The following is a 25329-nucleotide window of genomic DNA, read 5'->3' as shown; positions in this document are numbered from 1 at the left end:
GAGCCGCGCTGACAAAAACACCTGCAAAGCTTTCCGGCAGGCAAGATTGCCGGCAAACCGCAACCCTTGCAGATCCTGGCTCTTTGCGGATCATCCCAGTACCCCGGTCTCCTCCTTCATACCGGCCCCTGTGACGGGCGTTCGGTCAGTTCAAATCATTGAAAAAATCGTCTTTTGACCCGGCGGACGCCGGGCCGCTGGATTTCCGCCGCAGGGGGCAGCTGGAGCTGCGGCAAGCCGGACTTTGACGACGGGTGCGTCAGAAACCCGCCAGCACCAGCTTGCCTTTGGTCCTGCCGGTTTCGATCAGGGCATGCGCCTTTTTGAGGTTTTCGGCGTTGATCGACCCCAGCGTTTCGGTCAGCGTCGAGCGGATCTTTCCGCTATCGACCAGCCGCGCGATCTCGGTGAGAATCCTATTCTGCTCTTCCATGTCCTTGGTCTTGAACAGCGAGCGGGTGAACATCAGCTCCCAGTGGATGGACACGGCCTTCCGCTTGAATGGCATGACATCCAGCACTTTCGGATCGTCGATCAGCCCGAAGCGGCCCTGTGGGGCAATCAGGGCAATGATGTCTTCCAGGTGATCGGCGGTATTTGTGGTGGAGAAGACGAAGGCCGGGGCGCCGAGCGCCAGCTGGTCGATCTGGTGGGCCAGCGGCTTGGAATGATCGAGCACATGATGCGCGCCAAGATCATAGGCCCATTTCTGGGTTTCGGGGCGGGAAGCTGTGGCGATCACGGTGAGATTGGTCAGCGTCCGGGCAAGCTGGATGGCGATCGAGCCGACGCCACCGGCACCGCCGATGATCAGGATCGCGTTGGCAGCGCCCGGAACCGGATCGTTGACCTTCAGCCGGTCGAACAGCGCCTCCCAGGCGGTGAGCGAGGTCAGCGGCAAGGCCGCGGCCGCCGGGAAATCCAGAGTTTCCGGCTTGTTGCCGACGATGCGCTCGTCGACCAGATGAAATTCGGAGTTGGCGCCCGGCCGGTCGATGGCGCCGGCATAGAACACGGCATCACCCGGCTGGAACAGTTTCACGCCGGGACCGACCGCCTTGACGATACCCGCCGCATCCCAGCCGAGCACTTTCAGCTGATCCGGCTCTGGCTTGGCGTTGGCGCGAATTTTGACATCGACGGGATTGACCGAAATCGCCTTGACCTCGACCAGGATGTCTCGGCCTTCCGCCACCGGCACGGGCAGCTCCACGTCGATCAGCGAGGTCTCGGCGGAAATGGCCTGAGGAATCTTGTAGGCAATGGCGCGCATGGCTGGCTCCTTCATGTTTGAACAGAAGCTAAATGCGCATTATGCTGCAACAGCGCAAGAATGCACAACAAGTGTATATAGTACCCAAAAGGATACCGTGAGTGCCACGTGTTCGCCACAAGCTCCTGACCTGTTCTCCCGGCTGCCCGGTCGAAGGCGTGCTGCATCTGATCGATGGAAAATGGAAGGGCGTCATCCTCTATCACCTGTTGGATGGCACGATGCGCTTCAACGAAATCCGCCGCCGCCTGACCAGCGTCACCCAGCGCATGCTGACCAAGCAGCTGCGCGAACTGGAGGCCGACGGCCTTGTCGAGCGCACGGTCTTTGCCGTCGTGCCGCCAAGGGTGGATTACTGCCTGACCCCGCGCGGCCGCAGCCTTGAACCGGTGATCATGGCGATGAAGCTCTGGGGCGACGAACATATCATCCTGCAGGTTGCGTCATAGCCGGGCGCGCCGGGTCGCTTTTCCGTCCGGAATAATAAACATTCGTCAATTTGCAGGCGCTGGCTGAAAAAGCCTTAGTGCCGCGCCATATGTAGCGCAACGAGCTGCAAGGAGCACGAATGAAGATCAAGGCCATATTCAATCGCGACGGCGGAACATTCCGCACAACCGATATGGACGCCTATACGAAAAAGGCCGAGGAGGTCTTTCGCGCAGCCGGACATGAGATCGAAATCACCATCGCTTCCGGCGATGGTATGGCCGACATCCTCGAAAAAACGGCGCGCCGCGACGATCTGGATGCGATGCTGGCTGGCGGCGGTGACGGTACCATCTCGGCGGCGGCGGCGGTTGCCTGGAAGAACGGCATGCCGCTCGGCGTGGTTCCGGCCGGAACGATGAACCTGTTTGCACGGGCGCTGAAACTGCCGCTCGATATCTGGAAAGTTCTGGACGTGCTTGCCGAAGGCAGGATTGTCGATGCCGACATCGGCAGCGCCGACGGCCGGGCTTTCGTGCACCAGTTTTCCATGGGGCTGCATGCCCGCATGGTGCGCTACCGCGAATCCTTCAGCTTTGCCTCAAGGCTCGGAAAAATCCGTGCCAGCACGCGCGCGGCCCTTGGCGTGATGTTCAATCCGCCGGAGTTCGAGATCGAATTCGAGGTGGATGGCGTTCGCGAGAAGCGCGAAGTATCGGCGATATCGGTATCCAACAATCATTTCGGTTCAAATGCGTTGATGCATGCCGATGATGTGACCGGCGGTCACCTGGGCTTCTACACCGCCCCGCCGCTCAAACCGTCGGGCGTCGCAAAGCTGACCTTCGATATTCTGCGCGGAAAATTTCGCGAGAGCCCGCTGATCACCGAGATGAGCGTCACCACCGTCAACCTGCATTTCCCCAAGGCACGGCACAACACCAACTGCGTCATCGACGGCGAGCTTCTGCCGATCGGCCGCAATGTCGCACTGCGCGTCCATCCCGGTGAATTGAAGCTGCTCGTCGGCAAGTAAGCGGAATTTGCCCCGGGGTTAAGGGTTTTCCTGTGCCACCCAGAGATAGCCGAAACCGTATCGGTCATCGCCTTTGCCGAGATAGTAGGGCGTTGCGCTGTAGAGCGGCTTGATATCGCCGCTCGCCACGCCGCCTTCGATGAGCTTCTGTCGGAAAGCTTCGGAAAAGGCCGGCTCCGGTTCTCCCTGGCCGCGCCAGATCACCAGGACTGGTCCGGCCGAGCGCCAGCCCGCCGCAAGAGGCGTTGGTGGATTGAAAGCCGTGATGACGGTTGCCTGCGGCAATTGCAAACGCACGCTGCCGGCAAGATTTGTGTCGTCGGCAATCACCAAAGCCGGCTGGATTGCGTGGTTTTGCGTGATGTCGCGGATGAATGCCTCGTAGGGAATATTGAGCCTGTTGTAGGAGCCCAGCATCGGTGAGGTCACAACCCGTGCCGAAACGCCGATCAGCACCGCAAAGATCATGATGAAAAGCGGAATGGAGAAGCGCTTGAGCTTTCCGGTCGTTTCGATGCCGGCCGCATCGATCTTCAGGCAGAGATAAAGCGGCAGGAGCACGATGAACACGGCCAGCCATTTTTCGCGGATATGAGTAGCGCCGAGGCCGAGAACGATCAGCAGAACGGCTGCCAGGCAAAAACAGATGATCCGCCCTGTTATCCGGGTCCATTGGCTCTCGGCGAGACAGATGCGTTTGATATCGAAGGGAAAGACAACGGCAAAAAAGACCACCGGCAAAATGCTGGCGCCAAAGATCGCCGAGATCAGCGACAGCGTGCCATGGAACGCCTGCATCAAACGGCCGCCCGACAGGCCTTCCTTCATCTCGTTGATGGTGCCGGCCGAGGCGGATGTGAGATTGTTGAGAATCCAGTAGGCGTGCGGCAGGACGATGACGAAGGCGACCGCCAGGGCCACAATCATCCGCCAGTCGAAGATGCGTTGACGCAGATCCCGCTCCGGGAGAACGGCGAGAACGGCAGCAGCGGGCACGAGCGCAAAGTTGTATTTCGACATCAACCCGATACCGACGGCTATGCCAGTCAAAAGATAGGAAAACAGGCTTGGGCTGCGCAGCGTCCTGAAAAATCCGTAGAGAAACAGCGACACGGCAAAAAGAGCAGCGACGGTGTGCGAAAGGTCCCGCTGAGCCAGAAGGAAAACCGGCGGCAGGGTTAGCACCCCCAGCATAGCCATGGCTGCAAGCGCCCGGTCCTTGATCAGGACTTGGGCGGCCAGGCCATAGAACAGGCAACAGAGAAATAGCAGCAGATGTTTGAGGACGGTCAGCGCTGTGAGGGAAACGCCGAATATCTCTACAACGGCATATTGCAGCCAGTTGTAGAAGGGCGGCTGTGGGCCGTAGCCAAGCGCAAGGAACTGCGAGACGAAGGCCTGTTCGCCTTCGTCGATTTCGAGTGCCGGAGAGATGAACACACGCAGCGCCACGCACAGCGCAAAATACGCGGCGACAGCAAAAATCATTGCGTCGGCGCGACGGAAATCAATGCGAACCATCAGCTCTGTCCTGCTCGAAAACTTTGCGCACGATGTAGGGCGGCGTGTCGTTTTCGCCGGTGTAGAGACGTGCCATCATTTCGGCGAGAATGCCGGTTGTGATCAGCTGGACCGAGGACAGGAACAGCATGATACCGACCATCAGCATCGGCCTTGTGCCGATATCGTTGCCGAGCAGGAACTTGTCGATGAACAGGTAGATCAGGATCACTGCGCTGACGCCGCCGGCAGCCAGTCCGATCGACCCGAAGAAATGCCCCGGCCGCGCCTTGTAGCGCATGAAGAACAGCACCGACAGCAGGTCGAGGATCACCCGGAAGGTTCGCGATATCCCGTATTTCGACGTTCCATGCTGGCGCGCATGGTGGGTGACCGGCATTTCGCCGATGCGGCTGCTCGGGACAACGCCTGCGACCCAGGCCGGGATGAAACGGTGCATCTCGCCCATCAGCTTGACCTGCTTGATGATCGAGGCCTGATAGATTTTGAGGCTGCAACCGTAGTCGTGCAGTTTCACGCCGGTAATCTTGCCGATCAGGTAGTTGGCGCACCAGGACGGGATCTTGCGCAGCAGCAGACCGTCCTGGCGGTTCTTGCGCCAGCCGACCAGAAGGTCGAGTTCGCGGTCCTCGATCGCCTTGACCATCGCCGGAATATCACGCGGATCGTTCTGCAGATCGCCATCGAGCGTGGCGATCAATCTGCCGGACGCGAGGTCGATACCGGCCTGCATGGCGGCGGTCTGGCCGAAATTGCGCTGCAATTCGACGATCTTCAGCCGCAGGCCGCTGGTCAGTTCCTGGCGGGCGCTGACCAGCGTGCCGTCAGTGCTTCCGTCATTGACGAGAATCAACTCCCACGGCTTGTCGAAATTTTCCATGGCTTCCCGGATGCGGGCGACCAGTGGTCCGACGCTTTCCTCTTCGTTGTAGATCGGCACGACGACGGACAACTCGACCGGCGGGGCGGTATCGGTCTCTGCCCTGTTTGCTTCCAATATGGGATCCAAAATCAAAGCCTTTTAAAAACGCTGCAGGTTCTCTCGCCTGGGTTATCGTGATAACCAGCCGTGCCATGGCACCGGACAGGAAAGTACCAAATATATGAATGCAGGAGAGGATGCCAGCCGGGGTTCATGGCTTGTGCGCAACCGGATGACCGCCGTCTCCCTTGCGACCGTCATCGCCTACGCGGCCTTCATCCAGTGGATCTGGGGCTGGCCGGTGCTTTTGCAACAATGGACGCAGATCGGCCTCGTTCCGGTCCTGTCGGCGCTTCTGCTGCTGGTCGGAACCTATTTCATCCGTTGCTACCGGATATACGACTATTTCCCGAACGAAACCCGCGGCCGTTTCCTGCCGCTGCTGCGCGTGACGCAGGTTCACAATCTTCTCAATATCATGCTGCCCTTCCGGGCAGGCGAAACCAGTTTTCCGATCCTGATGCGTTCGGAATTTGCCATTCCTCTGACGCGCAGCACCTCGGCGCTGCTGCTCATGCGGCTTCTCGACCTTCATGCCTTGTTCGCCGCCGCCGGCATCGGCCTGATCATCGGCCGTGACAGCCAGTCGCTGGGCTGGTTGCTCTGGGGGCTCTTTTTCGTGTCGCCGCTGGCGCTGTTCCTGTTGAAGGGGCACGCGCTTGCCGTCCTGCAGCGGCGCCTGCCGGAAAAGCTCGGGCTGCTTTTGGTCGAGGTTGAAGCCGGATTGCCGCCCAATGCGCCGGTATTCGTCAGGGCTTGGCTGATGACCGTTCTCAACTGGTCGACGAAGGTCGCGGTGCTTGCCTGGGTGCTCGCCACCATCGGCGTCCTGCCGCTCGCAGCCTGTTTCGGCGGCGCGCTCGGCGGCGAACTGTCGTCGGTATTGCCGGTGCATGCCCCCGCCGGCGTCGGCACCTATCCGGCCGGTATTACCGCCGGCGCCATATCCTTCGGTGCCCCTGCCAAGGGGCCTGCCTTGGACCTGTTAGCCAGCGCCAGCGTCAACGCGCATCTGATGATCGTCGTGTCGGCGGTTGCCGGCACGCTCTTGTCTCTACTGTTGTCGCCGCGCCGCTGAGGGCTATTGGAACGCCGTTTCGAAGAAGCTGCGCAGCTTGCGCGAATGCAGCTTTTCCGGTGGCATCGCCGCAAGTTTCTGCAGCGCCAGAATACCGATCTGCAAGTGCTGGCTGACCTGCGTCTTGTAGAAGGCCGTCGCCATGCCCGGCAGTTTCAGTTCCCCATGCAACGGCTTGTCGGAGACGCAGAGCAGCGTCCCGTAAGGCACCCGGAAGCGGAAACCGTTGGCGGCAATGGTCGCCGATTCCATGTCGAGCGCTATGGCGCGCGATTGCGACAGCCGCTTGACCGGGCCGCGCTGGTCGCGCAGTTCCCAGTTGCGGTTGTCGATGGTGGCGACGGTGCCGGTGCGCATGATCCGCTTCAGGTCGTAGCCCTCGTAGCCGGTGACTTCCGCCACGGCGTCCTGCATCGCCACCTGAACTTCGGCGAGCGCCGGGATCGGAATCCAGACCGGCAGATCGTCGTCGAGCACATGGTCTTCGCGGACATAGGCATGGGCGAGCACATAGTCGCCGAGCGTCTGGCTGTTGCGCAGGCCCGCGCAATGGCCGAGCATCAGCCAGGCATGCGGGCGCAGCACAGCGATATGGTCGGTTATCGTCTTGGCATTGGACGGCCCGACGCCAATGTTGACGACGGTGATGCCGCCATGGCCCTTCTTCTTGAGATGGTAGGCCGGCATTTGCGGCAGTCGGGTGAGCGTCAGGTCCGAATCCGGCTTGTCCGATCCCGCCTGGGTGATGATGTTTCCCGGCTCGACGAAGGCTGTGTAGTCATTGCCGCCGTCAGCCATTTGCTGGCGCGCCCAGAGGCAGAATTCGTCGATATAGAACTGGTAGTTGGTGAACAGCACGAAATTCTGGAAATGCGTCGCACTGGTCGCCGTGTAGTGGCTGAGCCGCGCCAGTGAATAGTCGATCCGCTGGGCGGTGAACGGCGCAAGCGGCGAGGGTTCGCCGGGTCCTGGCTCGTAGGCGCCGTTGGCGATCTCGTCGTCGGTGGTGGTCAGGTCCGGCGTATCGAACAGGTCGCGCAGCGGGATATCGATATTCTCGGCCATCGCCGCTTCGACATAGGCGCCTTCGCCGAAGGCAAAGTGCAGCGGGATCGGCGTCGTCGATTCGGATACGGTAACGCCGACGCCGTGGCTGCGAATCAGCAGGCCGAGTTGTTCTTTCAGGTAATGCCGGAACAGTTTTGGCCGGGTAACGGTGGTCGTGTAGACCCCAGGCGCGCTGACATAGCCGTAGGACAGACGCGAATCGACATGGCTGAAGCTGCTGGTCTCGATACTGACCTGCGGATAGCAGGCGCGGTAGCGCGAGACCGGCGTTCCGGTCCGGCCAAGCTCGGTAAACGCATCGACGAGAAACTTCGTATTGCGATCGTAGAGCGCCGAGAGCGCGTCCACGGCAGCAAGCGGATCGTCAAACTTCTGCGGTTCGAAAACGTCGGGCGTTGCGATGGAAAGGGCGGAGAGGGAAGAGATTCGATTGTTCATGCGGCATTATAGGATGCCGTTTTTTACAAGCAAACGACAAGATTGGAATGCACAGGCAGCGTTTCAGGAAAAGCCGTTCAGCGCGGCCCGCCGAGGATGATGGCGCTGCCGGCAAGGGCAAGTGCGACGCCGGTTGCATCCCATCGGTCAGGCCGGACCCCTTCGACGATCCAAAGCCAGGCGAGCGATGCGGCGATATAGATGCCTCCATAGGCGGCATAGGCGCGTCCGGCTGCTGCCGTTTCAATCAGAGTGAGAAGCCAGGCGAACAGGGCAAGGCTGGCGATGCCGGGAATCAACCACCAGATTGGCTTGTCGAGTTTCAGCCAGGCCCAGAAGGCGAAGCAGCCAGCGATTTCCGCAACTGCGGCGATTGCGTAGATGGCGAATGACGTGAGGGGCATGACGTTCCTTCCTCGGGAGATTCATAGGAAGGCAGCAGCTGCAAATGCGCAAGTCCGAGAAGACTGGGCGCAGCTCTTAGCTCATCGACTGGCGCTGCAGCGTGACGAACAGGACCAGGCCGGCTCCCTGCTTGCCGATGCCAAGGCCGGAGGCCTTGCTGTAGGCAACTGCGCCCATCGGAGCCATCAAAAGGGCTGCGAGCGTGAGCATGCGCAGTGCGATGGTTGCGGAATGGGCGAGGGAGAACATGGTTTTGGACCTTTAGAGCTTGGCTTGTTCGCAGAACTTCGTGGTGTGCACGGTGCAATCGGCAATCGAGCCGGCATAGTGATGGCGGCGGCGCTGGCTATCGGCGCTGACAGCGGCTGCGAGCGTGAGTGCAAAGACGACCATAAGCATGCTGATGATGGTGAGGCGGCGGGCGAGAATGTCCATGGTTTTGTCCGTTTGGGCTGGTGTGTCGATCGGGGTTCAACTCGATGATGACCTTTTCGCACAAGCAAACTGAACTCTTCCTGAGACCTCGGTTCATCTCCCGTTCATCTTGGCTTTATGCGAGGCCGCTTACGGGATCGGGGGCGCCACCCGGCAGGCTTGCGCGGGGAGAACCGGGCGCGGCGATGGCAATCCGGAACGAATTGATAAACGCGGGGAGGGCGGTGGCGACAACACCTGCCGGAAGACAGAACGTCCGAGGGTTCTGTCCGTTGAGAGAACATGCAGGACAACGGTGCTGAAATGTCAGAAGTGGATCCGGCGGGCATCCCCGCCGGATTGCTGGCCCAGTTACATCCGTGTCCAGGTCTGCGATTTGCAGAGAACCTTCAGAACGCACCCCTGCATTTTCAGCGAGGCGCCGCTGATCGCGGCATTGCCGCTATAGGTCTTGTCATTGGCCGGGTCGGTGATCTCGCCGGAATAGCTGTCGCCGGTGCCGGCCAGGTTGCCGATGCGCTTGCCTGCATGCTTGCCCGTCTTCAGGGTGATGCAATAGCTGCCGCCGCAGGATGCGATGACGGCGGTCTCGCCGCTTGCCGTCTTCCAATTGCCGACGATCGGCTCGGCTGCGAAGCTTGAGGTTGCCATCGTCATGGCTGCCGCGACTATCAATGTACGAATCATCTTGTCCCTCCGGTAATTCGCCGAATACCCGCGCTTTGCCGCTGTATCCGGACGAAATGTTGCCTGAGCCAGTCTCCTCACCGCTCAATTCAAGGAAAATAGCTTACGCGAACGTAAACGTAAATATGTCTGGCGTTTTTTTGACGGATGGTCGCCGTCCAAAACGGCCTTCGCGGCCGTAGTTTTTGCGCGCACACAACAGACGACCGTTTTGCGTGGTTAGCAATTGGTTGAAATCGCCACCTGAATTTTCGGTAAAGATTGAGGCAAAAGCCAGCGTTTCCCGGTGGTCGGATGTTTAACAAAAACCCAAGTTTACCAATCGTTTGAACTTTGTTTGCCGCACATTAATCATGCATTTTAAGCGTGTATTGAAATCACTGCTGCATATTCAAATCCATAAGACGAGCAGGGAAAAACAACCCGCCGACAACCTTCAAGGGGCCAAAGCCGCACAAGACGGCGGCCCCTTCAAGGAGCCTCCAAAAGGCAGATAAAACAGGGACTACGACCGCAAGAAACCAGGTAAACAGGGACAGAGACAATGGCACGCTTTGACATTCAGAATGCTTCGGATGCCACAATGGGTGGCGAAAACCGCGCGGACGTCTTTTGCGAAATGGGCTTGATGTATGCAACCGGACGTGGGTGCGACGTCGATCTCGTCGCCGCGCACAAATGGCTGAACATCGCCGCCATCAAAGGCTCGGACCGGGCAGCAGCGCTGCGTGCCGACCTGACGATGACGATGAGCAAGACCGATCTCGCCACGGCCCTGCGCGCCGCCCGCGAATGGATGACAGTGCATTGAAACAGAATTGCATCGACGACAGGCGGTAGTGGCCGAGACCTCCGAAGATGAGGCGCGGTCTCTATTGCCTGCCTAGCGCTTCCAGGACTTTCGGCAATGCTTCTTCCAGAAGTGCCATGTCCGCCTCCGGTCCGGTGCTGATCCGGATACAGCGGTTTAAAGGCGCAACACCCGGCATGCGGATGAATATGCCGTGGTCGGCCATCAGCCGGTCAACGATCGCCCGCGCAAAGACGGCATCCTCGCCGCAATCAATCGTCACGAAATTCGTCGCCGAGGGCAGGGGCTTCAGCCCGTTGCTCACAGCGATTTCGGCGATTCTGCCGCGCGAGGCGGCAATTCTCTCCAGAACCTCCGCCAGATAATCCTTGTCCGCCAGTGCTGCGACAGCCGCAGCGGTACCGATCATGTTCATGCCGAAATGGTTGCGGATCTTGTCGAAGGCCTGCGCTGTGCCCGGCGTGCCGATGACATAGCCGACCCGCGCACCCGCCAGGCCGTAGGCCTTGGAGAAGGTGCGGGTACGAACGACGTTCGGCATGTCGATCAACGAACCGATCGAAGGAATGGTGCCGGCCGGTGCAGTTTCTCCATAGGCCTCGTCGAGGATGAGAAGGCATGTCTCGGGCAACGCCCGGGCAAAGGCGACAACGCTGTCTTCGTCCCACCAGCTACCCATCGGATTGTCGGGATTGGCAAAATAGACGAGCGGTGCGTCTTCGCGTTTGACGGCGGCAAGCAGCCCGTCGAGATCTTCGCGATCGTTGGCATAGGGAACCGTCACCAGCCGTCCGCCATGCCCCGCCACATGAAAATTGAACGTCGGATAGCCGCCAAGCGAGGTGACGACCGGCATGCCGGGCTCGATCACCATGCGAACGATCTGCCCAAGCAGCCCGTCGATGCCTTCACCGATGGCGATATTGTCCGCCTCGGTGCCGAGATGACCGGCAAGCGCTTTCTTCAGCTCGAAATTTTCCGGATCATTATATTGCCACACGCCGGCGGCGGCCGCCGTCATCGCCGACACAACCGATGGAGCAGGACCAAAACCGCTCTCATTGGCGCCGATCCTTGCTGCGATCGGCCGGCCACGCTGGCGCTCGATCGCTTCAGGCCCGACAAAGGGAATGGTGGAGGGAAGCGAGGCGATAAGCGGGGTAAATCTGGAAAATGCGGACATGCGGATGATCGAGCCTGACAATGGATGAAATCGCCGCGCAGACTAGCGAGGTTTCGCCGTCAGGGAAACCAAATCCATCACGTGAGGGCGCACGTTCATAGCAATACGTGCTCAAATTGCGGCGGCAGCTAGTGTTTTTTCAGCTCGCCGCCGGTGAAGAATTCGTAACGGACGATCTGATGCAGGAATTCCTCGTCGATCGGCTTGATGAAATGCACCTGGATGCGGTTGTCGCGCCGGTAGACTTCAGCACAGCCGATTCGCTTTTTGGTGCCGACGATGGTCAGATAATAGTGCTGCGGAAGGCCGATCGTCGTATTGACGACGAAGCTGGCACCGCCGCGTGAAATCTCGGTCATCTTGCAGGTCCTTGTCGAGACCCCACCAAGTGCCGGCCTCACAGCCATCAACGTGCCGGCCTGGCCGATCTTGAAACGTTCAAAACGCTGCTCGTACAGTTTGGAGCTGACCACCGAATACATCGTCGAGTTCTGCATCGTCACTCCCTCGGTAGCGATGCGGGCTGACGATCCACGTTCGCCGCATCGTTGCGTTCATCGCTCTGACCCTCCTCATGATGGCAGCGTACGACGGAGGCAGAATCGGTGAGGGATATTGCAATCCTTTGAAAGCATTCATTAAAAATTTAATGAGGATGTAAATTGACGCATACTGCTTGTCGCGGTGTCGCGAATCAGGACGCTGAATCGGCAAAATAGCGGCAGGCCAGCAGCCCGCAGGTTGCGGCAAACGCCGTGACGAAGGTGCCCCAGGCCATATCGACCACGCTGACGATGGGCGGCCAGCCCTTCAGCGTCGACAGATTGGTAATGTCGTAGGTGCCATAGGCGGCAAGTCCGAGAACCGCGCCATATCCGAGTGTGGTGAGGAGAGAGCCCGCCTTGACCCCAGGCATCACGGCCAGCAGAACGACGGCCATCGCGAAAAACACATAGAAGATAGCGGCGATAGCGAAGTTCGGCGACGGCAGCATCAGGTCGCCGAGCTGATCGCGGTAAAACGTCCGTGCCACCAGCCCGAGCCAGATGGCATCCGCAATCAACAGGGATACAAGCGTTCCCGCATAGGCGATCAGAACAGTTTTCATGATGATTGATCCTCTTTCACCCTTGCTACGGCAGCCAGCCCCGTCTGGATTGCCACCTGGCGAAAATAGGAGAGGGCTTTTGTGATGACCGGCCGGCGTTCAGATTAGCCCGCTGGTAAAGTTCATCCGGATCAGGCGGCTTAGGAATTCCGGCGCCAGCTGCATATTGAAGCGCACGCCGAGTTCGGTTCGGTGCCGATGAACCTGCGAGCAACCGATCTCCTCCTGAAAACCGTCGATCTGCAGGAAGAAATGCTTCGGCAGCAGGATGCTCGCATTGAAATCCACCATGGCGCCGCCGACCGAGATGTGGCGCAACAGGCACTGATATTTCGTCTTCGTCTTCAAATGCTGTCCGACCACAAGGATGCGGCAGGGGCGCTCGATGTAATAGTGCTTGTAGCTGGTGGTCAGTTGACCCGGCTTTGCCTCGGCGAGATGCATCACCATCGACATGGGAAACTCCGGAAAATCTGCGGCGGCGCGCCGTTACTGCTGGATGTTGCAACTTTGGATCATTCGCGTATGCGCATCTCGTCACGCCGCATGCCGCTAGGGTAGCAGTCTCCAACGCCATCCTTGCACTGAGCTTGCGCTCCCTTTGGCCTTGTCTTCATCCTTGCTTAAAAAAGCCTGAAGGCGGACATTGAAACAGGCCCGCCCATACGTAATACTTTCATGCAAAGCGCGCCGGCAGCAAAAAGGCCGGGCGAAACAGGGATCATGTTTGCGCGGTTCGCAAGGGTGCATTACACCCCGGCAGACTGCACGAGCGCGGAGGGGAAAATCATGTTCAAGCGTCATTTCCATGGCTGGTTGCCGCTCTTCGTTCTGGCGTTGTCGATCATCGCGTGTCAGTCCGGTCCTGCCGAAGCGGCAAAACGCGTCGCCCTGTTGATCGGCAACGAGAAATACGAGGCCACATCGCAGCTGAACAATCCGGCCAACGACGTCGAGCTGATGAAGACCTCCTTTGAGGAGGCCGGCTTCGATACGGTGACGGCGGTCCACGATCTCGACCGCGCCGCAATGGTCCGCGCGCTGCGCGATTTCGAGGACACCGCCGCCGGTGCCGATGTCGCCATCATCTATTATTCCGGCCATGGCATGGAGATGAACGGCCAGAATTTCCTCCTGCCGGTCGATGTCAGCCTGAAGACCGACAAGGATGTGGAAGACGAGGCGATCCCGCTCGATCGCGTGCAGCGCTCGCTCGAAGGTGCAACACGGCTGAAACTGGTCATTCTCGATGCGTGCCGCAACAATCCCTTCGAGCAATCGATGAGCCGTTCGATCTCCACCCGCGCGGTCAGCCGCGGCCTGGCGCGTGTCGAGCCCGAATCGGCCGACCTTCTGGTCGCCTTCGCCTCGAAGGCCGGCACGGTAGCGATGGACGGCGAGGGCAAGAACAGCCCGTTTGCGACGGCGCTGTCGAAATATCTGACCGAACCCGGCGTCGATGTGCGCATCGCGCTCGGCAAGGTCCGCGATGACGTGGTGACGGCGACCAATCGCGAGCAGGAGCCCTTCGTCTACGGTTCGCTCGGCGGCGCGCAGATCTTCCTCAATATCAAGGAAGTGAACATCAACATCACCAACAACGGCAACACCCAGGAAGTCTCGCCGAACGGCCAGTCGGCTGCCGCTGCCGACTGGCAGAATATCCGCGATCTCGCCGACAAGGATCTGATCGAAGTGTTTTTGGCCAAGCACGGCGCCGACCCGGTCTACAAGATGCTGGCCGAAAAGAAATTGAAGCTCTTGGACGAAGCGGCGCAGACGACTGTGACGCCGGATGAAATCGCCTGGGAAGCGCTCAAGCAATCGACCGATGGCGCAGCGCTGACCCGTTTCGTCGAGCGTTACCCCGACAGCAAGCACAGGGCCGAGGCGGAAACACAGATCGCCGCACTTGAGCCGAAGAAGGGCTTGAACATCTCGCAGACCGGCAAGGACACGCAGGCGTCGCGCGATTGCTACTTGCTCGCCGGCGAGCCGCAATCGATGCCCGGCTTCCTCGGCGTCAATTTCCTGAAGATCGATGCGGCGCGTGCACTGACGGCCTGCGCCCAGGCCGTCAACGAAAACCCCGACGACATGATGCTCGTCAATATGCTCGGACGGGCACAGGACGCTGGCCGCAATTATGTCGATGCCCGCAGCAACTATCAAAAGGCAGCCGATGGCGGCAATATGTACGGACTGACGAACCTCGCCTGGTTCTCGATCTACGGCACGGACGGTCCCGTCGATGTCGAGAAGGGCAAGGAAATGTTCGAGCACGCCGCCAACAACGGCAATTCCTACGCCCAGGCATCGCTCGGCTGGCTCTATCGTGATGGCTACGGCAGCGTTCCGCAGGACTACGCGGAATCTCTAAAATGGTACCAGCTTTCGGCCAACCAGGGTTACGCCAATGCCATGGCGACAGTGGGCTGGTTCTACCGTGAGGGCAACGGGGTGGCGAAAGACCTCGACCTGTCGCTCTCCTGGTACCAGAAAGCGGCCGAGGCCGGTGATGCCAATGCGATGTCCTCGCTCGGCTGGGCCTATCAGAATGGTCTCGGCACGCCACAGGATTATGCCCAGGCGAAGGTCTGGTATGAAAAGGCCGCCAATGTCGGCGATGCCTATTCGATGGCGCTGCTTGGCTGGTTCTATGATGACGGCAAGGCCGTGCCGCAGGACTATGCGCAGGCGCGCAACTGGTATGAAATGGCCTCCAATGCCGGCAGCGCCTATGCCATGGGCAATCTCAGCCGCCTTTATGATTGGGGATTGGGTACCAGGGCGGATCCGAAAGAGGCGGTGCGTTGGGCGGCGGCAAGTGTCGAGGGCGGCGATCCGGCCAAGCTGCAGGAGTTGAAGACCTCGCCGGACAATTTCACACCCGCCTTCCGCAAGGAAATCCAGGCACTGCTCAAGGATCGCGGCCTTTACAGCGGCCCGCTGGACGGCGATTTCGGCGCCGCCACCCAGAATGCGATCGACCGCCTGGCGAAAAAGACCTGAGATACAGCTGCCGGTAATGGCCGGAACAGAAAGGGCCAGAGCTGTAGAAACAGCTCTGGCCCTTCTGGCAGCAAGAAAAGCGGATCGGCTTAGCGGTTTTTTTCCAGCGCCTTGAGCGCGGCCTGCCCGGCGGCAATGGCTTCGATCTGGTTGGTGAACTGGCCGTGGGCGGGATAGACGACGGCGCCGCGCTTGAGCACGAAAGCCCATCGGCCATTGCGCAGCTTTTCAATCGTCACTATTATTTCCGGCTTGCTGTCATTGCTCATGGTGGATTCCGAACCTGTGCTTGTCTGCAGCGTTCCCGCTGTCGGCGGACGCGCTTCTATAAAGAGAAGGATTAGCGCAACACCCCTGTTGCGGGCAATCGGCAATACGCAATGCCAATCGTTTCCGTCGCGGCCCATGGCTGGCCATCGCGCCACGGCATCGCCGCCCCATCCTGAACAAAGCTATGGGCCGAACTCTTGATAGAGAGTGCCGCATGCCGCGCGGTCCGCATTTACAGCCTGCGGGACCGCGCCAACCGGGTGCAAAATCAACTTTGTCGCGGGAAACCGCAAAAACCCCTTGCAATGAAAGGCGCCTGACTCTAGTCAGGCGTCAACGGAGAGGTGGCCGAGTGGTCGAAGGCGCTCCCCTGCTAAGGGAGTATACCCGGAAGGGTATCGTGGGTTCGAATCCCATCTTCTCCGCCATCAGACCTCACCCGCAAGATTTTCCGTCAAGAACGCTGGCACGCATTGATTGCCGCATGTGATGTAGGCGTCCAGCTCCGCATCGTCGCTTTCTCCCTTGCATGACCTTGTGTCGCTCCGTTCGATCCCATCCTCCGTTTCATGTTGCCTTGCGCTGCCGACTGCACAGCCGCTCCGTTAAGTCTGAAACAGAAACGGAGTGGCGTTGGCGTTGGCGTCTGCCCATCGCTTGGGGATTTGCCGGATGCTCGCCGATACACGGTACTGCGCAATCCCCGTATTGAACCGGCCACTTTCTCTTCTCCGCATACCGGCTTCGGTCCCGCAGCTCTGTTCCCGGCCATCACCGATACCCGCTTGAGCGGGCCTATCCATTGAAGCGCGGCGTGGGAGCATACGGTTTTGATGGCTTGGCCGATGTCCACGCACGAATCGCCTTCGCCCCGTATCGGACCGTGATTCTGCGAATCTCTCCGTTTGCCGTCCAACCCGGCCTCGCGATTCCGGTTCGTGACTGCCGGAGAGGATCGATGCAGCCGGCGCGACATGCCCCGCCCAACACCGCGAATCCGCTTGTGCAGCGGCGTTTCGCCCCTTTTTTGCCTCGTTCTGATACGCAGAGGGCATCGTTGACCAAGGCTAAGTCCCGGCGAATAAAGGGTTTTCTTAATGTCTTGTTAAGACTATCCGGCCGCTTGGGGCGATTTTGTGTCGTTTCAGCAACAGCGCAGGGGGAAGGGCGGGCCAAACATGACGAACTGGCAAGTTGGTGATTGCGCCAGCGGTCCCGTCTTGTATTTTCAAATCCGGAAGCAAGGGCGGTTGATCGTCCGACTTCTTAAATGTTGGGGATGGGGCAGGGAATACTGTCCTTCAGTATAATACCCAGACCTGTTTGAAACTTTTGACTGGAGGTCAGAAATGAACATCAAGAGCCTTCTTCTCGGCTCCGCTGCAGCTCTCGCAGCAGTATCCGGCGCCCAGGCAGCTGACGCAATCGTTGCTGCTGAGCCGGAACCAATGGAATACGTTCGCGTTTGCGACGCTTTCGGCACTGGCTACTTCTACATCCCGGGCACGGAAACCTGCCTGAAGATCGGTGGTTACGTCCGTTTCCAGACCAACTTCGGTCGTGATCAGTCGGGCACGTCTGACTGGAACACGTTCACACGTGGCCAGCTGCAGTTCGATGCCAAGAACGACACGGAACTTGGCACGCTCGAAAGCACCATCGTTCTGCAGACCAATGCTAGCCAGGCTAGCGGCGCTGAAAGCGACGAAACGGACCGCACATTCTTGGATACGGCTTCGATCTCGATCGCTGGCTTCAAGTTCGGCTACTACTACAGCTGGTGGGACGACGGCATTGCCGGCGAAACCGACGCTCTTGCAACCAACACCCTGTTCAACTCGATCTCGTACACCTACGATGGCGGCGCATTCAAGGCCGGTATCTCGGTTGACGAACTCGAAGGCATCGGCCGCGTTGGTGGTTTCCCCGATTCGCCGAACGATTTCAGCCGCAAGGATAACGGCGTTGGCGTTGCTGCCATGCTGTCCGGTTCGGTTGGTGGCGTAACGGCGACCCTGCTCGGTGGTTATGACACGGAGCGCGAAGAAGGCGCTGTCCGCGCTATCTTGTCCGCTGAACTCGGTGCTGGCACGTTCAGCCTGGCTGGCGTCTGGGCTTCTGACCCGAACGTATACTACAACGAATCCGAGTGGACCGTTGCAGCATCGTACGAGTTCAAGGCAACCGACAAGCTGACCATCACTCCGGCAGCTCAGTACTTCAGCGACTTCGGTTTCTACGACGGTGTTGATGCTTGGCGTGTAGGCCTGACGGCTGGCTACCAGATCACTGATGGTCTGAAGTCGCTCGTAACGGTTCAGTACCAGGACGTTGACGATGGTTCGTTCACACGTTTCGACGGTACGACCAACAACATCGGTGGCGACGAAGTTTCTGGCTTCATCCGTCTGCAGCGCGACTTCTAATCTGATCGTCTGATCAGATTGTAAATTGCCCGCAGCCTCTTCAGAGGTTGCGGGCTGTTGCATTTGAGTAACTGTTGTTGACGGTGCAGACTTTGGTGATCCGTTCGAAGCAGGTTTAAATTGAATACTGAGCGCGGCCGTCTTTGAATAATTCCTCTTTGGAGGGGGTTCTTTGGGCCGAGCACGAGACAAAGCGGGCGGTAACGCCGACTTTGAAAGCGCGGGTATCGGAGCCTATAGTCTCCACTACCAATTCGCTGTCGGCCGCCCCGCCAAACCGGTGGAAAGCGTATCTCTCAAGCTGCTCTTTGAGCGCTATGGAGATTTGCTCTGGGAGCCAGGGTCTCACAAATATAATGTGACGGCCTTTATATATGAACTCCACACTCTGCTGATTACGCCTGAGTTCTCGGTATTCACTGACGAAATGCTCGATGGCCTGATCGCCTCTCTCCGCAAACGCGGCAACAGCAACGCAACCATCAATCGAAAGATGGCGGCACTGAGCAAGCTGTTGCGGAAGGCGTTAAAAATGGGAGAGATACACAGTTTACCCGAATTCCGGCGCCAGAAAGAGAAATCTGGCCGTATTCGTTTCCTTGAATACGACGAGGAAGATCGGCTCTTTGCAGCGATCGAAGGCCATTCAGAACTCTATCATCGCTTTTGTGTCTTTCTCGTTGATACTGGCGCCCGTCTGGGAGAGGCCATCAATTTAAGATGGACAGACATTAACGAAAATCGCGCGACGTTCTGGGTGACGAAATCCGGAAAGAGCCGGTCAGTCCCTCTTACGTCGCGTGCTGTCGCCGCGGTTGCCCGCCAAGCCGGTCAAAACGGACCTTTCGTTACCATCGATCAGCAACAATTCCGCGCGGTGTGGAACCAGTCCAAGCAAGAGGTGGGGTTATCGACCGATAGCGACGTCGTTCCCCACGTGCTCCGCCATACGTGTGCTTCAAGGCTTGTAAGAGGTGGCATCGACATCCGCCGCGTACAGGTATGGCTTGGTCACCAAACGCTTCACGTCACCATGCGATATGCACATCTCGCTCCATATGATCTCGATGGATGCGTGCCGATTCTGGAGCGTCACAAATAAGGGCACAGGGTCTTTTAGCGGTTGGCCTTCCCGCAACTGGTCGGGGTTGTGAAGGGGAGGTCAAACGCGCCTGGTGAGGTATTTCTGACTGGAGGTCAGAAATGAACATCAAGAGCCTTCTTCTCGGCTCCGCTGCAGCTCTCGCAGCAGTATCCGGCGCCCAGGCAGCTGACGCAATCGTTGCTGCTGAGCCGGAACCAATGGAATACGTTCGCGTTTGCGACGCTTTCGGCACTGGCTACTTCTACATCCCGGGCACGGAAACCTGCCTGAAGATCGGTGGTTACGTCCGTTTCCAGACCAACTTCGGTCGTGACCAAGTACAGAAGGGTGCTTTCGCAGGCAACGGTTCGTCCAGCTGGGATACCTTCACACGTGGTCAGCTGCAGTTCGACGCCAAGAACGACACTGAACTTGGCACGCTCGAAAGCACGATCGTTCTGCAGACCAACGCCGATGCAGCTGGCAACAGCGACTCGACCTTCCTTGATACGGCTTCGTTCGCGATCGCCGGCTTCAAGTTCGGTTACTACTACAGCTGGTGGGATGATGGCATCGCTGGCGAAACCGACGCTCTCGCAACCAACACCCTGTTCAACTCGATCTCGTACACCTACGATGGCGGCGCATTCAAGGCCGGTATCTCGGTTGACGAACTCGAAGGCATTGGTCGCGCTGCTGGTTTCCCCGCTTTGCCGAACGATTTCAGCCGCAAGGATAACGGCGTTGGCGTTGCTGCCATGCTTTCCGGTTCGGTTGGTGGCGTAACGGCTACCCTGCTCGGTGGTTATGACACGGAGCGCGAAGAAGGCGCCATCCGCGCTATCTTGTCTGCTGAACTCGGTGCTGGCACGTTCAGCCTGGCTGGCGTCTGGGCTTCGGACCCGAACGTATACTACAACGAATCCGAGTGGACCGTTGCTGCCTCGTATGAATTCAAGGCAACTGACAAGCTGACTATCACACCGGCTGCTCAGTACTTCGCTGACTACGCGTTCATCGACGGCACTGACGCTTGGCGTGTAGGCCTGACGGCTGGTTACCAGATCACCGACGGCCTCAAGGCTCTCGCAACTGTTAACTACCAGGACATCGACGACAACGCCACGTTTGGCGTCGGCGGCGACGAAGTCACCGGCTTCGTCCGTCTGCAGCGCGACTTCTAATCTCTGGTTTCATATCAGTGATGGAAAGCCCGGTCGAAAGACCGGGCTTTTTCCGTTTGGGCGTTTGGCCCCGCTTGCGGCTCGCGCAGCCGGCGCTGTTATCAAATCCTATCGATGAAAGCCGTGATTTCGGCGAGTAGATCCGGGCGATGCAGCAGCGGCGCATGTCCTTGTCCCATAGCTGTCATTGATTTCATGTCCGGATGCCGTTGCCCCATCTCCGCGAAGGTCGCTTGTGACAGAATGCGGGAGTTCTCGCCCCTGATGACCATCAACGGCACTGTCTCAAACCCCTGGTAGAGGGACCAGAGATCCGGAAGCGGGGTGTTTGCATCTATGCTTTTCAGCGGCTCGATGATGGCCGGATCGAAATCAGCGGCGAGAATGCCGTTCCTTTCGCGGAAGATGGCCTCTGCCATATCTCTCCAGTCCGTATCGTCGAGGGCGGGGAAAGCCGCGCCATGTATTTGCTTCAGGCTGTCGACAGCCTCTTCCCACGACCGCAGCGGTTGTTGTGCCTCCAAATACTGCCGGATTTGCAGGAGACCGGCGATGTCGATGACCGGCCCGATATCGTTCAGGACGACGGCGGCGAGCAGCGCCGGCCGCAGGGTTGCGAGAAGATGCAGGATCAGGCCGCCGCGCGAGGTGCCGATGAAAATTGCGCGGGCAATATCGAGGGCGGCGCAGGCGCTGAGGACGTCTTCCGCCTCCACCGGTAGCTGATACCGGCTTTTGTCTGCATCCCAATCCGAATATCCACGCCCCCGATAGTCGAGCGCGATGACCCGGCGTGGTTTGTCGGGATGAGTTGAAAACGCTGCCGCTAGAAGGTGAAAATCGCGGCTATTGCGGCTGAGACCGGGGAGGCAGACGATCGGAAGTGCCGCCGCCGTTCGCGGATCGTCCTCGCCATAGTCGCGGGCGTAAAGCTGCAATCCGTCATTGGCTAAAAAACGGCGTTCCTGAAAACTGGTTTTGGTGGCGCTCGTCACGATGTCTCCCTTCGACGATTGTCGGAAGAACCATAGCTGATCATGACGGGGCCGAAAGAGGGGCGGCGGACTTTGTGCCGTCCGGCAATCCGGGTTCGCTGCCGGAAGGCGGAGAAAGGAATGCCGTCAGCGACCGACGCGCAGATCTTTTACGATATCAGCTGTTTGCCCGAGCCGGGATTTGTAGACCTGATAGTTTTCCATCACCCGCTGCACATAATTGCGGGTTTCGGCGAAGGGGATGCGCTCGATCCAGTCGACCACGTCATCGATCGACTTGCCGCGCGGGTCGCCATAGCGGTTGATCCAGTCGGGAACACGGCGGGGGCCGGCATTATAGGCGATGAAGGTAAGAATGTAGGAACCGCCGAAATCGTCGATCTGTTCGCCGAGATAATGGGCGCCGAGCGTGGCATTATAGGCGGTGTCCGTGGTCAGGCGCTCCTGGGAATAGGCAAGGCCATGCCGTCCGGCCACGCCCTTGGCCGTGCCCGGCAGGATCTGCAGCAGTCCGCGTGCGTTCGCCGGCGAGATCGCCGCCGGATTGAAGGCGCTTTCCTGGCGGGCAATCGCGTAGGCCAGCGCCTTGCCCGCACCACTGATATTGGCATTTGCCGGGATGACGCCGATCGGGAAGGCAAGGGCCGCGACATCGATGCCGCGGCCGAACGCGAGCTTGCCGATCTGCAGCGACAGCTGATGGCCCCCGGTTTTTTCTGCACGGGCAGAAAGGATCGCAAGCTCTCCTGGACTGGTCATCTCCTCGGCCAAGGCGCGGTAGAGATTATCTGCCCGCCAGCCATGCCCTGCCTCTTCCAGCCGTGCGATGGCCTGCACCGCCTCGCGGCCTTCGAAGCGGGACCGATCGTCGGCCGTCGGCGACGGATAGGTGACGTTCAGCCCCTTACGGCCAAGCCGGGCGACCGCAAGCTGCCCATAGAATGTGCCGGGAAAGGCGGCGGCCTTGGCAAAATACTCTTTTGCGTCGCCGGGAGCACCGGCTTCCGCAGCGCGCCCCATCCAGTACCAGGCCCGCGACACCGAAATTGGCCTGTTGGAGGCCTTCAGGATGCGTTGAAAGTGCAGCGTTGCGGCCTGCGCGTCCTTCAGTCCGCGCAGGGCATACCAGCCGGCATGGAATTCAGCATCGACGATATCGGCCGGATTGACGGCGGAATTGTTTGCCGCGATCGCATAAGCCGCCTTGAACTTGCCCTGGTCCAGCAGACCCCGGCTGATGATCCGTTGCTCGACCCACCATTCGCCCGGATTCACCAGCGCGTCCTTGTCTTTCGAAAGGCCGGCCAGAAGCTTGGCTGCTTCTTCGTATTTCTCCTGCTTGCGCAGATATTCGATCCGAATGAACAGGTAGGCCGGTTCGTTGGCCCAGGATCGGTCGACAGCTGCAATCAACGCCGCCGCATTGCCGGCCTTTTTGGCCACGGCGATCCAGGCACGATAAAGCGATTGCGCCTTGCCGAGGTCGCTGAAGCGGGCAGCCTGGTCGAGGCGGGCGCGATACAGCAGCATTTCCATCCGCTGTTTGTGGTCTTCTGTGGTCAGGAAGCCCGGAAACTCTGCAAGGATCTTGGTTTCGGTGTCCTTGTCGAGGACATCCTTCAGCCAGAGGCCACGCAGCAATTTTGCGGCCGCGTTCGTGTCGCCCGCCTGCTGGAACGCGCGCGCCAGAATGATGGTGCCATCGGGCGTTTCCGGCCGCGTCGTCCCAAACGCCGAGAGAACATCGGCAGCGGCCGGGTTCTCTCGGTACATCGCACGCTCGGAATTGGCACGCAGTGCGCCGAGCCCGGGCCAGCCCTTCAGCTCCCGTTGCGCGGCGGCGATTTCATAGGACGGCACGCCCTTTTGTCCGGAGGTGGCTATTGCCCAGGTGAGAATGTGGCGGTCGAGCGTACCCTTGGCCATGGCGTTGCGGGCCACGATCGCTTGTCCCGCATTCTTGTTGGAAAGGGCGTCCAATCCGGCTTTCAGGTTCGCATTGACCGGTATCGAGGCCGTGGCGGAAATGATGGAGCCGGTCACGTCAGGGGAAGGGGCTCGTCCGGTCTTCACCAGTGCCTGCGGCTTTGGCCGGGGCAATGGAGCCTGATGGTCTTGCGCAGAAACGGTTACCGTCGAAAAAACCAATGCCGATGCGCCCAGCATCGCAATCATGTGGCGAAACATATGCCCACGCATCCACAACCCCATGCTTGCCGGCGACATTCTCTCATTTGGCGACGCAATCGCTAACGAAAGGTTACCGGTTTTCATTCAATTCCATAAATATGGGTGCGTCCATTCTGGCAGCTGGCCCGGCTCTGAAATGCGCAAAACGTCCGCTCGCCCCGATGCGATTGAGAGTAACCGGCAACGAATGGCGCGATAGAGTGCTTGCCGCAGGCACTTCACATGATTAAGGTGCGCCAGTTTTCTAACCATGAAATGCGGCTAAAGCGTGGGTTGGTTTCAAGCTCCCGGGCCGTCAGGAGTCGTGCATGTTCAAGGGATCCATTCCCGCACTCGTCACCCCGTTCACCGCTTCCGGCGCCGTGGATACGGATAGCTTTGCCGCGCATGTCGAATGGCAGATCAGCGAAGGCAGTCACGGTCTGGTGCCGGTCGGCACGACTGGTGAATCGCCCACCTTGTCGCATGCCGAGCATAAACGCGTGGTGGAACTGTGCATCGAAACCGCGGCCAAGCGCGTGCCGGTGATTGCGGGCGCCGGGTCCAACAATACGACAGAGGCTGTCGAGCTGGCGCAGCACGCCGAAAAGGCCGGCGCGGACGCCGTTCTGGTGGTGACGCCCTATTACAACAAGCCGACCCAGAAAGGGCTTTTCGCCCATTTCGCAGCGGTTGCCGAAAGCGTGAAGCTGCCGGTGGTCATTTATAATATCCCCGGCCGCTCCGTCGTGGATATGAGCGTCGAGACGATGGCTGCCCTGCACAAGGCCTACCCGTCGATCATCGGCGTCAAGGATGCGACCGGCAAGATCGAACGGGTCTCCGAACAGCGCCTGTCCTGCGGTGCAGGCTTTGTCCAGCTGTCTGGCGAGGATGCGACAGCGCTCGGCTTCAACGCCCATGGCGGCGTCGGCTGCATCTCGGTCACTGCCAATGTGGCGCCGCGCCTCTGTGCCGAATTCCAGGAAGCGACGCTGGCCGGCGATTATGCCAAGGCGCTCGATTATCAGGACAAGCTGATGCCGTTGCACAAGGCAATCTTCATGGAGCCGGGCCTGTGCGGTGCCAAATATGCGCTCAACCGCCTGCGCCAGATGAGCCGCACCGTGCGTTCGCCGCTGCTGTCGACCCTGGAACCAGCAACCGAGGCTGCCATCGACGCAGCGTTGCGCCACGCGGGGCTGATGAACTGATGGCACCCAAAGGCAGCCAGCGTGTGGTCACCAAGATTGTCGCGGAGAACCGCAAGGCCCGCTACAACTACGAGATCATGGATACCTACGAGGCCGGTCTGGTTCTGACCGGCACCGAGGTCAAGTCGCTGCGCGAAGGCAGAGCGAACATCGCTGAATCCTACGCCACCGACGAGGGTGGCGAGATGTGGCTGATCAATTCCTATCTGCCGGAATATCTGCAGGCCAACCGCTTCAATCACGAGCCGCGCCGCCGCCGCAAGCTGCTGCTGTCGAAACGTGAAGCCCACCGGCTGCAAAGCGCGATCAACCGCGACGGCATGACGCTCATCCCGCTCAAGATCTATTTCAACGATCAGGGCAGGGCAAAACTCGAACTTGCGCTCGGCAAGGGCAAGAAGCTGCACGACAAGCGCGAAACCGAAAAGGAACGCGACTGGAACCGGCAGAAGAGCCGGTTGCTGAAGGACCGTTGATCCGGTGGCGGAAGATCAGATTGAAAAAAGGACCGGCTGTGATCA

General features: G+C 59.4%; 25 protein-coding genes and 1 tRNA gene. 11 read left to right on the top strand and 15 right to left on the bottom strand.

Annotated elements, in window-relative coordinates; genetic code table 11:
* Window positions 1-259 precede the first annotated feature (259 nt).
* Entirely contained in the window at window positions 260-1273 is a 1014-nt protein-coding gene (locus tag ACP7E6_RS22555) for a zinc-binding alcohol dehydrogenase family protein (protein ID WP_426231941.1), read from the bottom strand.
* A 101-nt stretch (window positions 1274-1374) separates the two neighbouring features.
* Between ACP7E6_RS22555 and ACP7E6_RS22550 the strand changes: the two genes are divergently transcribed.
* Window positions 1375-1722, top strand: coding sequence for a winged helix-turn-helix transcriptional regulator (locus ACP7E6_RS22550; RefSeq protein ID WP_426231940.1), 348 nt, complete (start codon window positions 1375-1377; stop codon window positions 1720-1722).
* Between the two features lie 119 nt (window positions 1723-1841).
* Window positions 1842-2738 (top strand): diacylglycerol/lipid kinase family protein, encoded by an 897-nt coding sequence (locus ACP7E6_RS22545; RefSeq protein ID WP_426231939.1) that lies wholly within the window; start codon window positions 1842-1844, stop codon window positions 2736-2738.
* Between the two features lie 18 nt (window positions 2739-2756).
* Here the strand turns inward: ACP7E6_RS22545 and ACP7E6_RS22540 are convergent, their stop codons facing one another.
* Window positions 2757-4259, bottom strand: coding sequence for an ArnT family glycosyltransferase (locus ACP7E6_RS22540; RefSeq protein ID WP_426231938.1), 1503 nt, complete (start codon window positions 4257-4259; stop codon window positions 2757-2759).
* Window positions 4246-5256, bottom strand: a complete 1011-nt coding sequence (locus ACP7E6_RS22535; RefSeq protein WP_426231937.1) for a glycosyltransferase family 2 protein — start codon at window positions 5254-5256, stop codon at window positions 4246-4248. The genes ACP7E6_RS22540 and ACP7E6_RS22535 overlap by 14 nt, the downstream gene beginning before the upstream one ends.
* Window positions 5257-5362: 106 nt before the next feature.
* On the opposite strand from ACP7E6_RS22535, the gene ACP7E6_RS22530 reads away from it, so the two are divergent.
* Complete coding sequence (locus ACP7E6_RS22530; protein ID WP_426231936.1) at window positions 5363-6319, top strand: lysylphosphatidylglycerol synthase domain-containing protein; 957 nt, start codon at window positions 5363-5365, stop codon at window positions 6317-6319.
* Between the two features lie 3 nt (window positions 6320-6322).
* Here ACP7E6_RS22530 and ACP7E6_RS22525 read toward each other — a convergent pair whose 3' ends face one another.
* The 5 genes from ACP7E6_RS22525 to ACP7E6_RS22505 form a co-directional block, all read right to left on the bottom strand.
* Complete coding sequence (locus ACP7E6_RS22525) at window positions 6323-7825, bottom strand: AMP nucleosidase (RefSeq protein WP_426231935.1); 1503 nt, start codon at window positions 7823-7825, stop codon at window positions 6323-6325.
* A 77-nt stretch (window positions 7826-7902) separates the two neighbouring features.
* Window positions 7903-8229, bottom strand: coding sequence for a YnfA family protein (locus ACP7E6_RS22520; protein WP_426231934.1), 327 nt, complete (start codon window positions 8227-8229; stop codon window positions 7903-7905).
* Window positions 8230-8305: 76 nt separating this feature from the next.
* Window positions 8306-8479: a hypothetical protein gene (locus tag ACP7E6_RS22515; RefSeq protein WP_426231933.1), complete on the bottom strand. Its 174-nt coding sequence runs from the start codon at window positions 8477-8479 to the stop codon at window positions 8306-8308.
* A gap of 12 nt (window positions 8480-8491) precedes the next feature.
* Window positions 8492-8665, bottom strand: a complete 174-nt coding sequence (locus ACP7E6_RS22510; protein WP_113312591.1) for a hypothetical protein — start codon at window positions 8663-8665, stop codon at window positions 8492-8494.
* A gap of 351 nt (window positions 8666-9016) precedes the next feature.
* Window positions 9017-9352, bottom strand: a complete 336-nt coding sequence (locus tag ACP7E6_RS22505; RefSeq protein ID WP_426231932.1) for a DUF2147 domain-containing protein — start codon at window positions 9350-9352, stop codon at window positions 9017-9019.
* Window positions 9353-9896: 544 nt separating this feature from the next.
* Here ACP7E6_RS22505 and ACP7E6_RS22500 point away from each other — a divergent pair.
* Entirely contained in the window at window positions 9897-10163 is a 267-nt protein-coding gene (locus ACP7E6_RS22500) for a tetratricopeptide repeat protein (RefSeq protein WP_113246086.1), read from the top strand.
* A 61-nt stretch (window positions 10164-10224) separates the two neighbouring features.
* Here the strand turns inward: ACP7E6_RS22500 and ACP7E6_RS22495 are convergent, their stop codons facing one another.
* The 4 genes from ACP7E6_RS22495 to ACP7E6_RS22480 all read right to left on the bottom strand — a co-directional run bounded on the left by ACP7E6_RS22495 (window position 10225) and on the right by ACP7E6_RS22480 (window position 12910).
* Window positions 10225-11346: a pyridoxal phosphate-dependent aminotransferase gene (locus ACP7E6_RS22495; RefSeq protein ID WP_426231931.1), complete on the bottom strand. Its 1122-nt coding sequence runs from the start codon at window positions 11344-11346 to the stop codon at window positions 10225-10227.
* 128 nt (window positions 11347-11474) lie between these two features.
* The gene (locus tag ACP7E6_RS22490) at window positions 11475-11843 is read right to left on the bottom strand and encodes a PilZ domain-containing protein (protein WP_426123395.1); all 369 of its coding nucleotides are present in this window, start codon (window positions 11841-11843) and stop codon (window positions 11475-11477) included.
* Window positions 11844-12040: 197 nt separating this feature from the next.
* The gene (locus ACP7E6_RS22485; RefSeq protein ID WP_426231930.1) at window positions 12041-12454 is read right to left on the bottom strand and encodes a DUF2177 family protein; all 414 of its coding nucleotides are present in this window, start codon (window positions 12452-12454) and stop codon (window positions 12041-12043) included.
* 99 nt (window positions 12455-12553) lie between these two features.
* Window positions 12554-12910: a PilZ domain-containing protein gene (locus ACP7E6_RS22480; RefSeq protein ID WP_426231929.1), complete on the bottom strand. Its 357-nt coding sequence runs from the start codon at window positions 12908-12910 to the stop codon at window positions 12554-12556.
* 333 nt (window positions 12911-13243) lie between these two features.
* Here ACP7E6_RS22480 and ACP7E6_RS22475 point away from each other — a divergent pair, with 333 nt between their 5' ends.
* The gene (locus ACP7E6_RS22475; RefSeq protein ID WP_426231928.1) at window positions 13244-15466 is read left to right on the top strand and encodes a caspase family protein; all 2223 of its coding nucleotides are present in this window, start codon (window positions 13244-13246) and stop codon (window positions 15464-15466) included.
* A gap of 89 nt (window positions 15467-15555) precedes the next feature.
* Here ACP7E6_RS22475 and ACP7E6_RS22470 read toward each other — a convergent pair whose 3' ends face one another.
* On the bottom strand, window positions 15556-15735 hold the full coding sequence (locus ACP7E6_RS22470) for a hypothetical protein (protein WP_426231927.1): 180 nt from the start codon (window positions 15733-15735) through the stop codon (window positions 15556-15558).
* A 339-nt stretch (window positions 15736-16074) separates the two neighbouring features.
* Between ACP7E6_RS22470 and ACP7E6_RS22465 the strand changes: the two genes are divergently transcribed.
* The 4 genes from ACP7E6_RS22465 to ACP7E6_RS22450 all read left to right on the top strand — a co-directional run bounded on the left by ACP7E6_RS22465 (window position 16075) and on the right by ACP7E6_RS22450 (window position 20430).
* A tRNA-Ser gene (locus ACP7E6_RS22465) sits at window positions 16075-16164 on the top strand.
* A gap of 921 nt (window positions 16165-17085) precedes the next feature.
* Complete coding sequence (locus tag ACP7E6_RS22460) at window positions 17086-18162, top strand: porin (RefSeq protein WP_426231926.1); 1077 nt, start codon at window positions 17086-17088, stop codon at window positions 18160-18162.
* Between the two features lie 172 nt (window positions 18163-18334).
* Entirely contained in the window at window positions 18335-19264 is a 930-nt protein-coding gene (locus ACP7E6_RS22455) for a tyrosine-type recombinase/integrase (protein WP_426231925.1), read from the top strand.
* Between the two features lie 101 nt (window positions 19265-19365).
* The gene (locus ACP7E6_RS22450) at window positions 19366-20430 is read left to right on the top strand and encodes a porin (RefSeq protein ID WP_426231924.1); all 1065 of its coding nucleotides are present in this window, start codon (window positions 19366-19368) and stop codon (window positions 20428-20430) included.
* Between the two features lie 101 nt (window positions 20431-20531).
* Here ACP7E6_RS22450 and ACP7E6_RS22445 read toward each other — a convergent pair whose 3' ends face one another.
* Together ACP7E6_RS22445 and ACP7E6_RS22440 are read right to left on the bottom strand one after the other, a co-directional pair.
* Complete coding sequence (locus ACP7E6_RS22445) at window positions 20532-21425, bottom strand: alpha/beta fold hydrolase (protein WP_426231923.1); 894 nt, start codon at window positions 21423-21425, stop codon at window positions 20532-20534.
* A 126-nt stretch (window positions 21426-21551) separates the two neighbouring features.
* Window positions 21552-23624 carry a transglycosylase SLT domain-containing protein gene (locus tag ACP7E6_RS22440; protein WP_426231922.1) on the bottom strand — a complete coding sequence of 691 codons (2073 nt, stop codon included), beginning with the start codon at window positions 23622-23624 and terminating at the stop codon, window positions 21552-21554.
* Window positions 23625-23923: 299 nt separating this feature from the next.
* On the opposite strand from ACP7E6_RS22440, the gene dapA reads away from it, so the two are divergent.
* Window positions 23924-24808, top strand: a complete 885-nt coding sequence (dapA, locus tag ACP7E6_RS22435; protein WP_426231921.1) for a 4-hydroxy-tetrahydrodipicolinate synthase — start codon at window positions 23924-23926, stop codon at window positions 24806-24808.
* Complete coding sequence (smpB, locus tag ACP7E6_RS22430; RefSeq protein WP_426231920.1) at window positions 24808-25284, top strand: SsrA-binding protein SmpB; 477 nt, start codon at window positions 24808-24810, stop codon at window positions 25282-25284. Before dapA ends, smpB begins: the two co-directional genes overlap by 1 nt.
* The last annotated feature ends 45 nt before the right edge of the window (window positions 25285-25329 follow it).

This window comes from Pararhizobium sp. DWP3-4 (genome assembly GCF_049898205.1).
GTDB lineage: Bacteria > Pseudomonadota > Alphaproteobacteria > Rhizobiales > Rhizobiaceae > Pararhizobium.
Note: the sequence above shows the minus strand (reverse complement) of the source record. Positions and strands in the feature narration are given on the sequence as shown.

Bases quoted from the DNA above. Each gene is read 5' to 3' on its own strand.
- ACP7E6_RS22525 (WP_426231935.1), bottom strand. From the start codon at position 7,825: ATGAACAATCGAATCTCTTCCCTCTCCGCCCTTTCCATCGCAACGCCC.
- ACP7E6_RS22530 (WP_426231936.1), top strand. From the start codon at position 5,363: ATGAATGCAGGAGAGGATGCCAGCCGGGGTTCATGGCTTGTGCGCAAC.
- ACP7E6_RS22520 (WP_426231934.1), bottom strand. From the start codon at position 8,229: ATGCCCCTCACGTCATTCGCCATCTACGCAATCGCCGCAGTTGCGGAA.
- ACP7E6_RS22510 (WP_113312591.1), bottom strand. From the start codon at position 8,665: ATGGACATTCTCGCCCGCCGCCTCACCATCATCAGCATGCTTATGGTC.
- ACP7E6_RS22485 (WP_426231930.1), bottom strand. From the start codon at position 12,454: ATGAAAACTGTTCTGATCGCCTATGCGGGAACGCTTGTATCCCTGTTG.
- ACP7E6_RS22495 (WP_426231931.1), bottom strand. From the start codon at position 11,346: ATGTCCGCATTTTCCAGATTTACCCCGCTTATCGCCTCGCTTCCCTCC.
- ACP7E6_RS22460 (WP_426231926.1), top strand. From the start codon at position 17,086: ATGAACATCAAGAGCCTTCTTCTCGGCTCCGCTGCAGCTCTCGCAGCA.
- ACP7E6_RS22480 (WP_426231929.1), bottom strand. From the start codon at position 12,910: ATGTCGATGGTGATGCATCTCGCCGAGGCAAAGCCGGGTCAACTGACC.
- ACP7E6_RS22515 (WP_426231933.1), bottom strand. From the start codon at position 8,479: ATGTTCTCCCTCGCCCATTCCGCAACCATCGCACTGCGCATGCTCACG.
- ACP7E6_RS22540 (WP_426231938.1), bottom strand. From the start codon at position 4,259: ATGGTTCGCATTGATTTCCGTCGCGCCGACGCAATGATTTTTGCTGTC.
- dapA (WP_426231921.1), top strand. From the start codon at position 23,924: ATGTTCAAGGGATCCATTCCCGCACTCGTCACCCCGTTCACCGCTTCC.
- ACP7E6_RS22555 (WP_426231941.1), bottom strand. From the start codon at position 1,273: ATGCGCGCCATTGCCTACAAGATTCCTCAGGCCATTTCCGCCGAGACC.
- ACP7E6_RS22500 (WP_113246086.1), top strand. From the start codon at position 9,897: ATGGCACGCTTTGACATTCAGAATGCTTCGGATGCCACAATGGGTGGC.
- ACP7E6_RS22450 (WP_426231924.1), top strand. From the start codon at position 19,366: ATGAACATCAAGAGCCTTCTTCTCGGCTCCGCTGCAGCTCTCGCAGCA.
- ACP7E6_RS22545 (WP_426231939.1), top strand. From the start codon at position 1,842: ATGAAGATCAAGGCCATATTCAATCGCGACGGCGGAACATTCCGCACA.
- smpB (WP_426231920.1), top strand. From the start codon at position 24,808: ATGGCACCCAAAGGCAGCCAGCGTGTGGTCACCAAGATTGTCGCGGAG.
- ACP7E6_RS22490 (WP_426123395.1), bottom strand. From the start codon at position 11,843: ATGCAGAACTCGACGATGTATTCGGTGGTCAGCTCCAAACTGTACGAG.
- ACP7E6_RS22470 (WP_426231927.1), bottom strand. From the start codon at position 15,735: ATGAGCAATGACAGCAAGCCGGAAATAATAGTGACGATTGAAAAGCTG.
- ACP7E6_RS22440 (WP_426231922.1), bottom strand. From the start codon at position 23,624: ATGCGTGGGCATATGTTTCGCCACATGATTGCGATGCTGGGCGCATCG.
- ACP7E6_RS22505 (WP_426231932.1), bottom strand. From the start codon at position 9,352: ATGATTCGTACATTGATAGTCGCGGCAGCCATGACGATGGCAACCTCA.
- ACP7E6_RS22475 (WP_426231928.1), top strand. From the start codon at position 13,244: ATGTTCAAGCGTCATTTCCATGGCTGGTTGCCGCTCTTCGTTCTGGCG.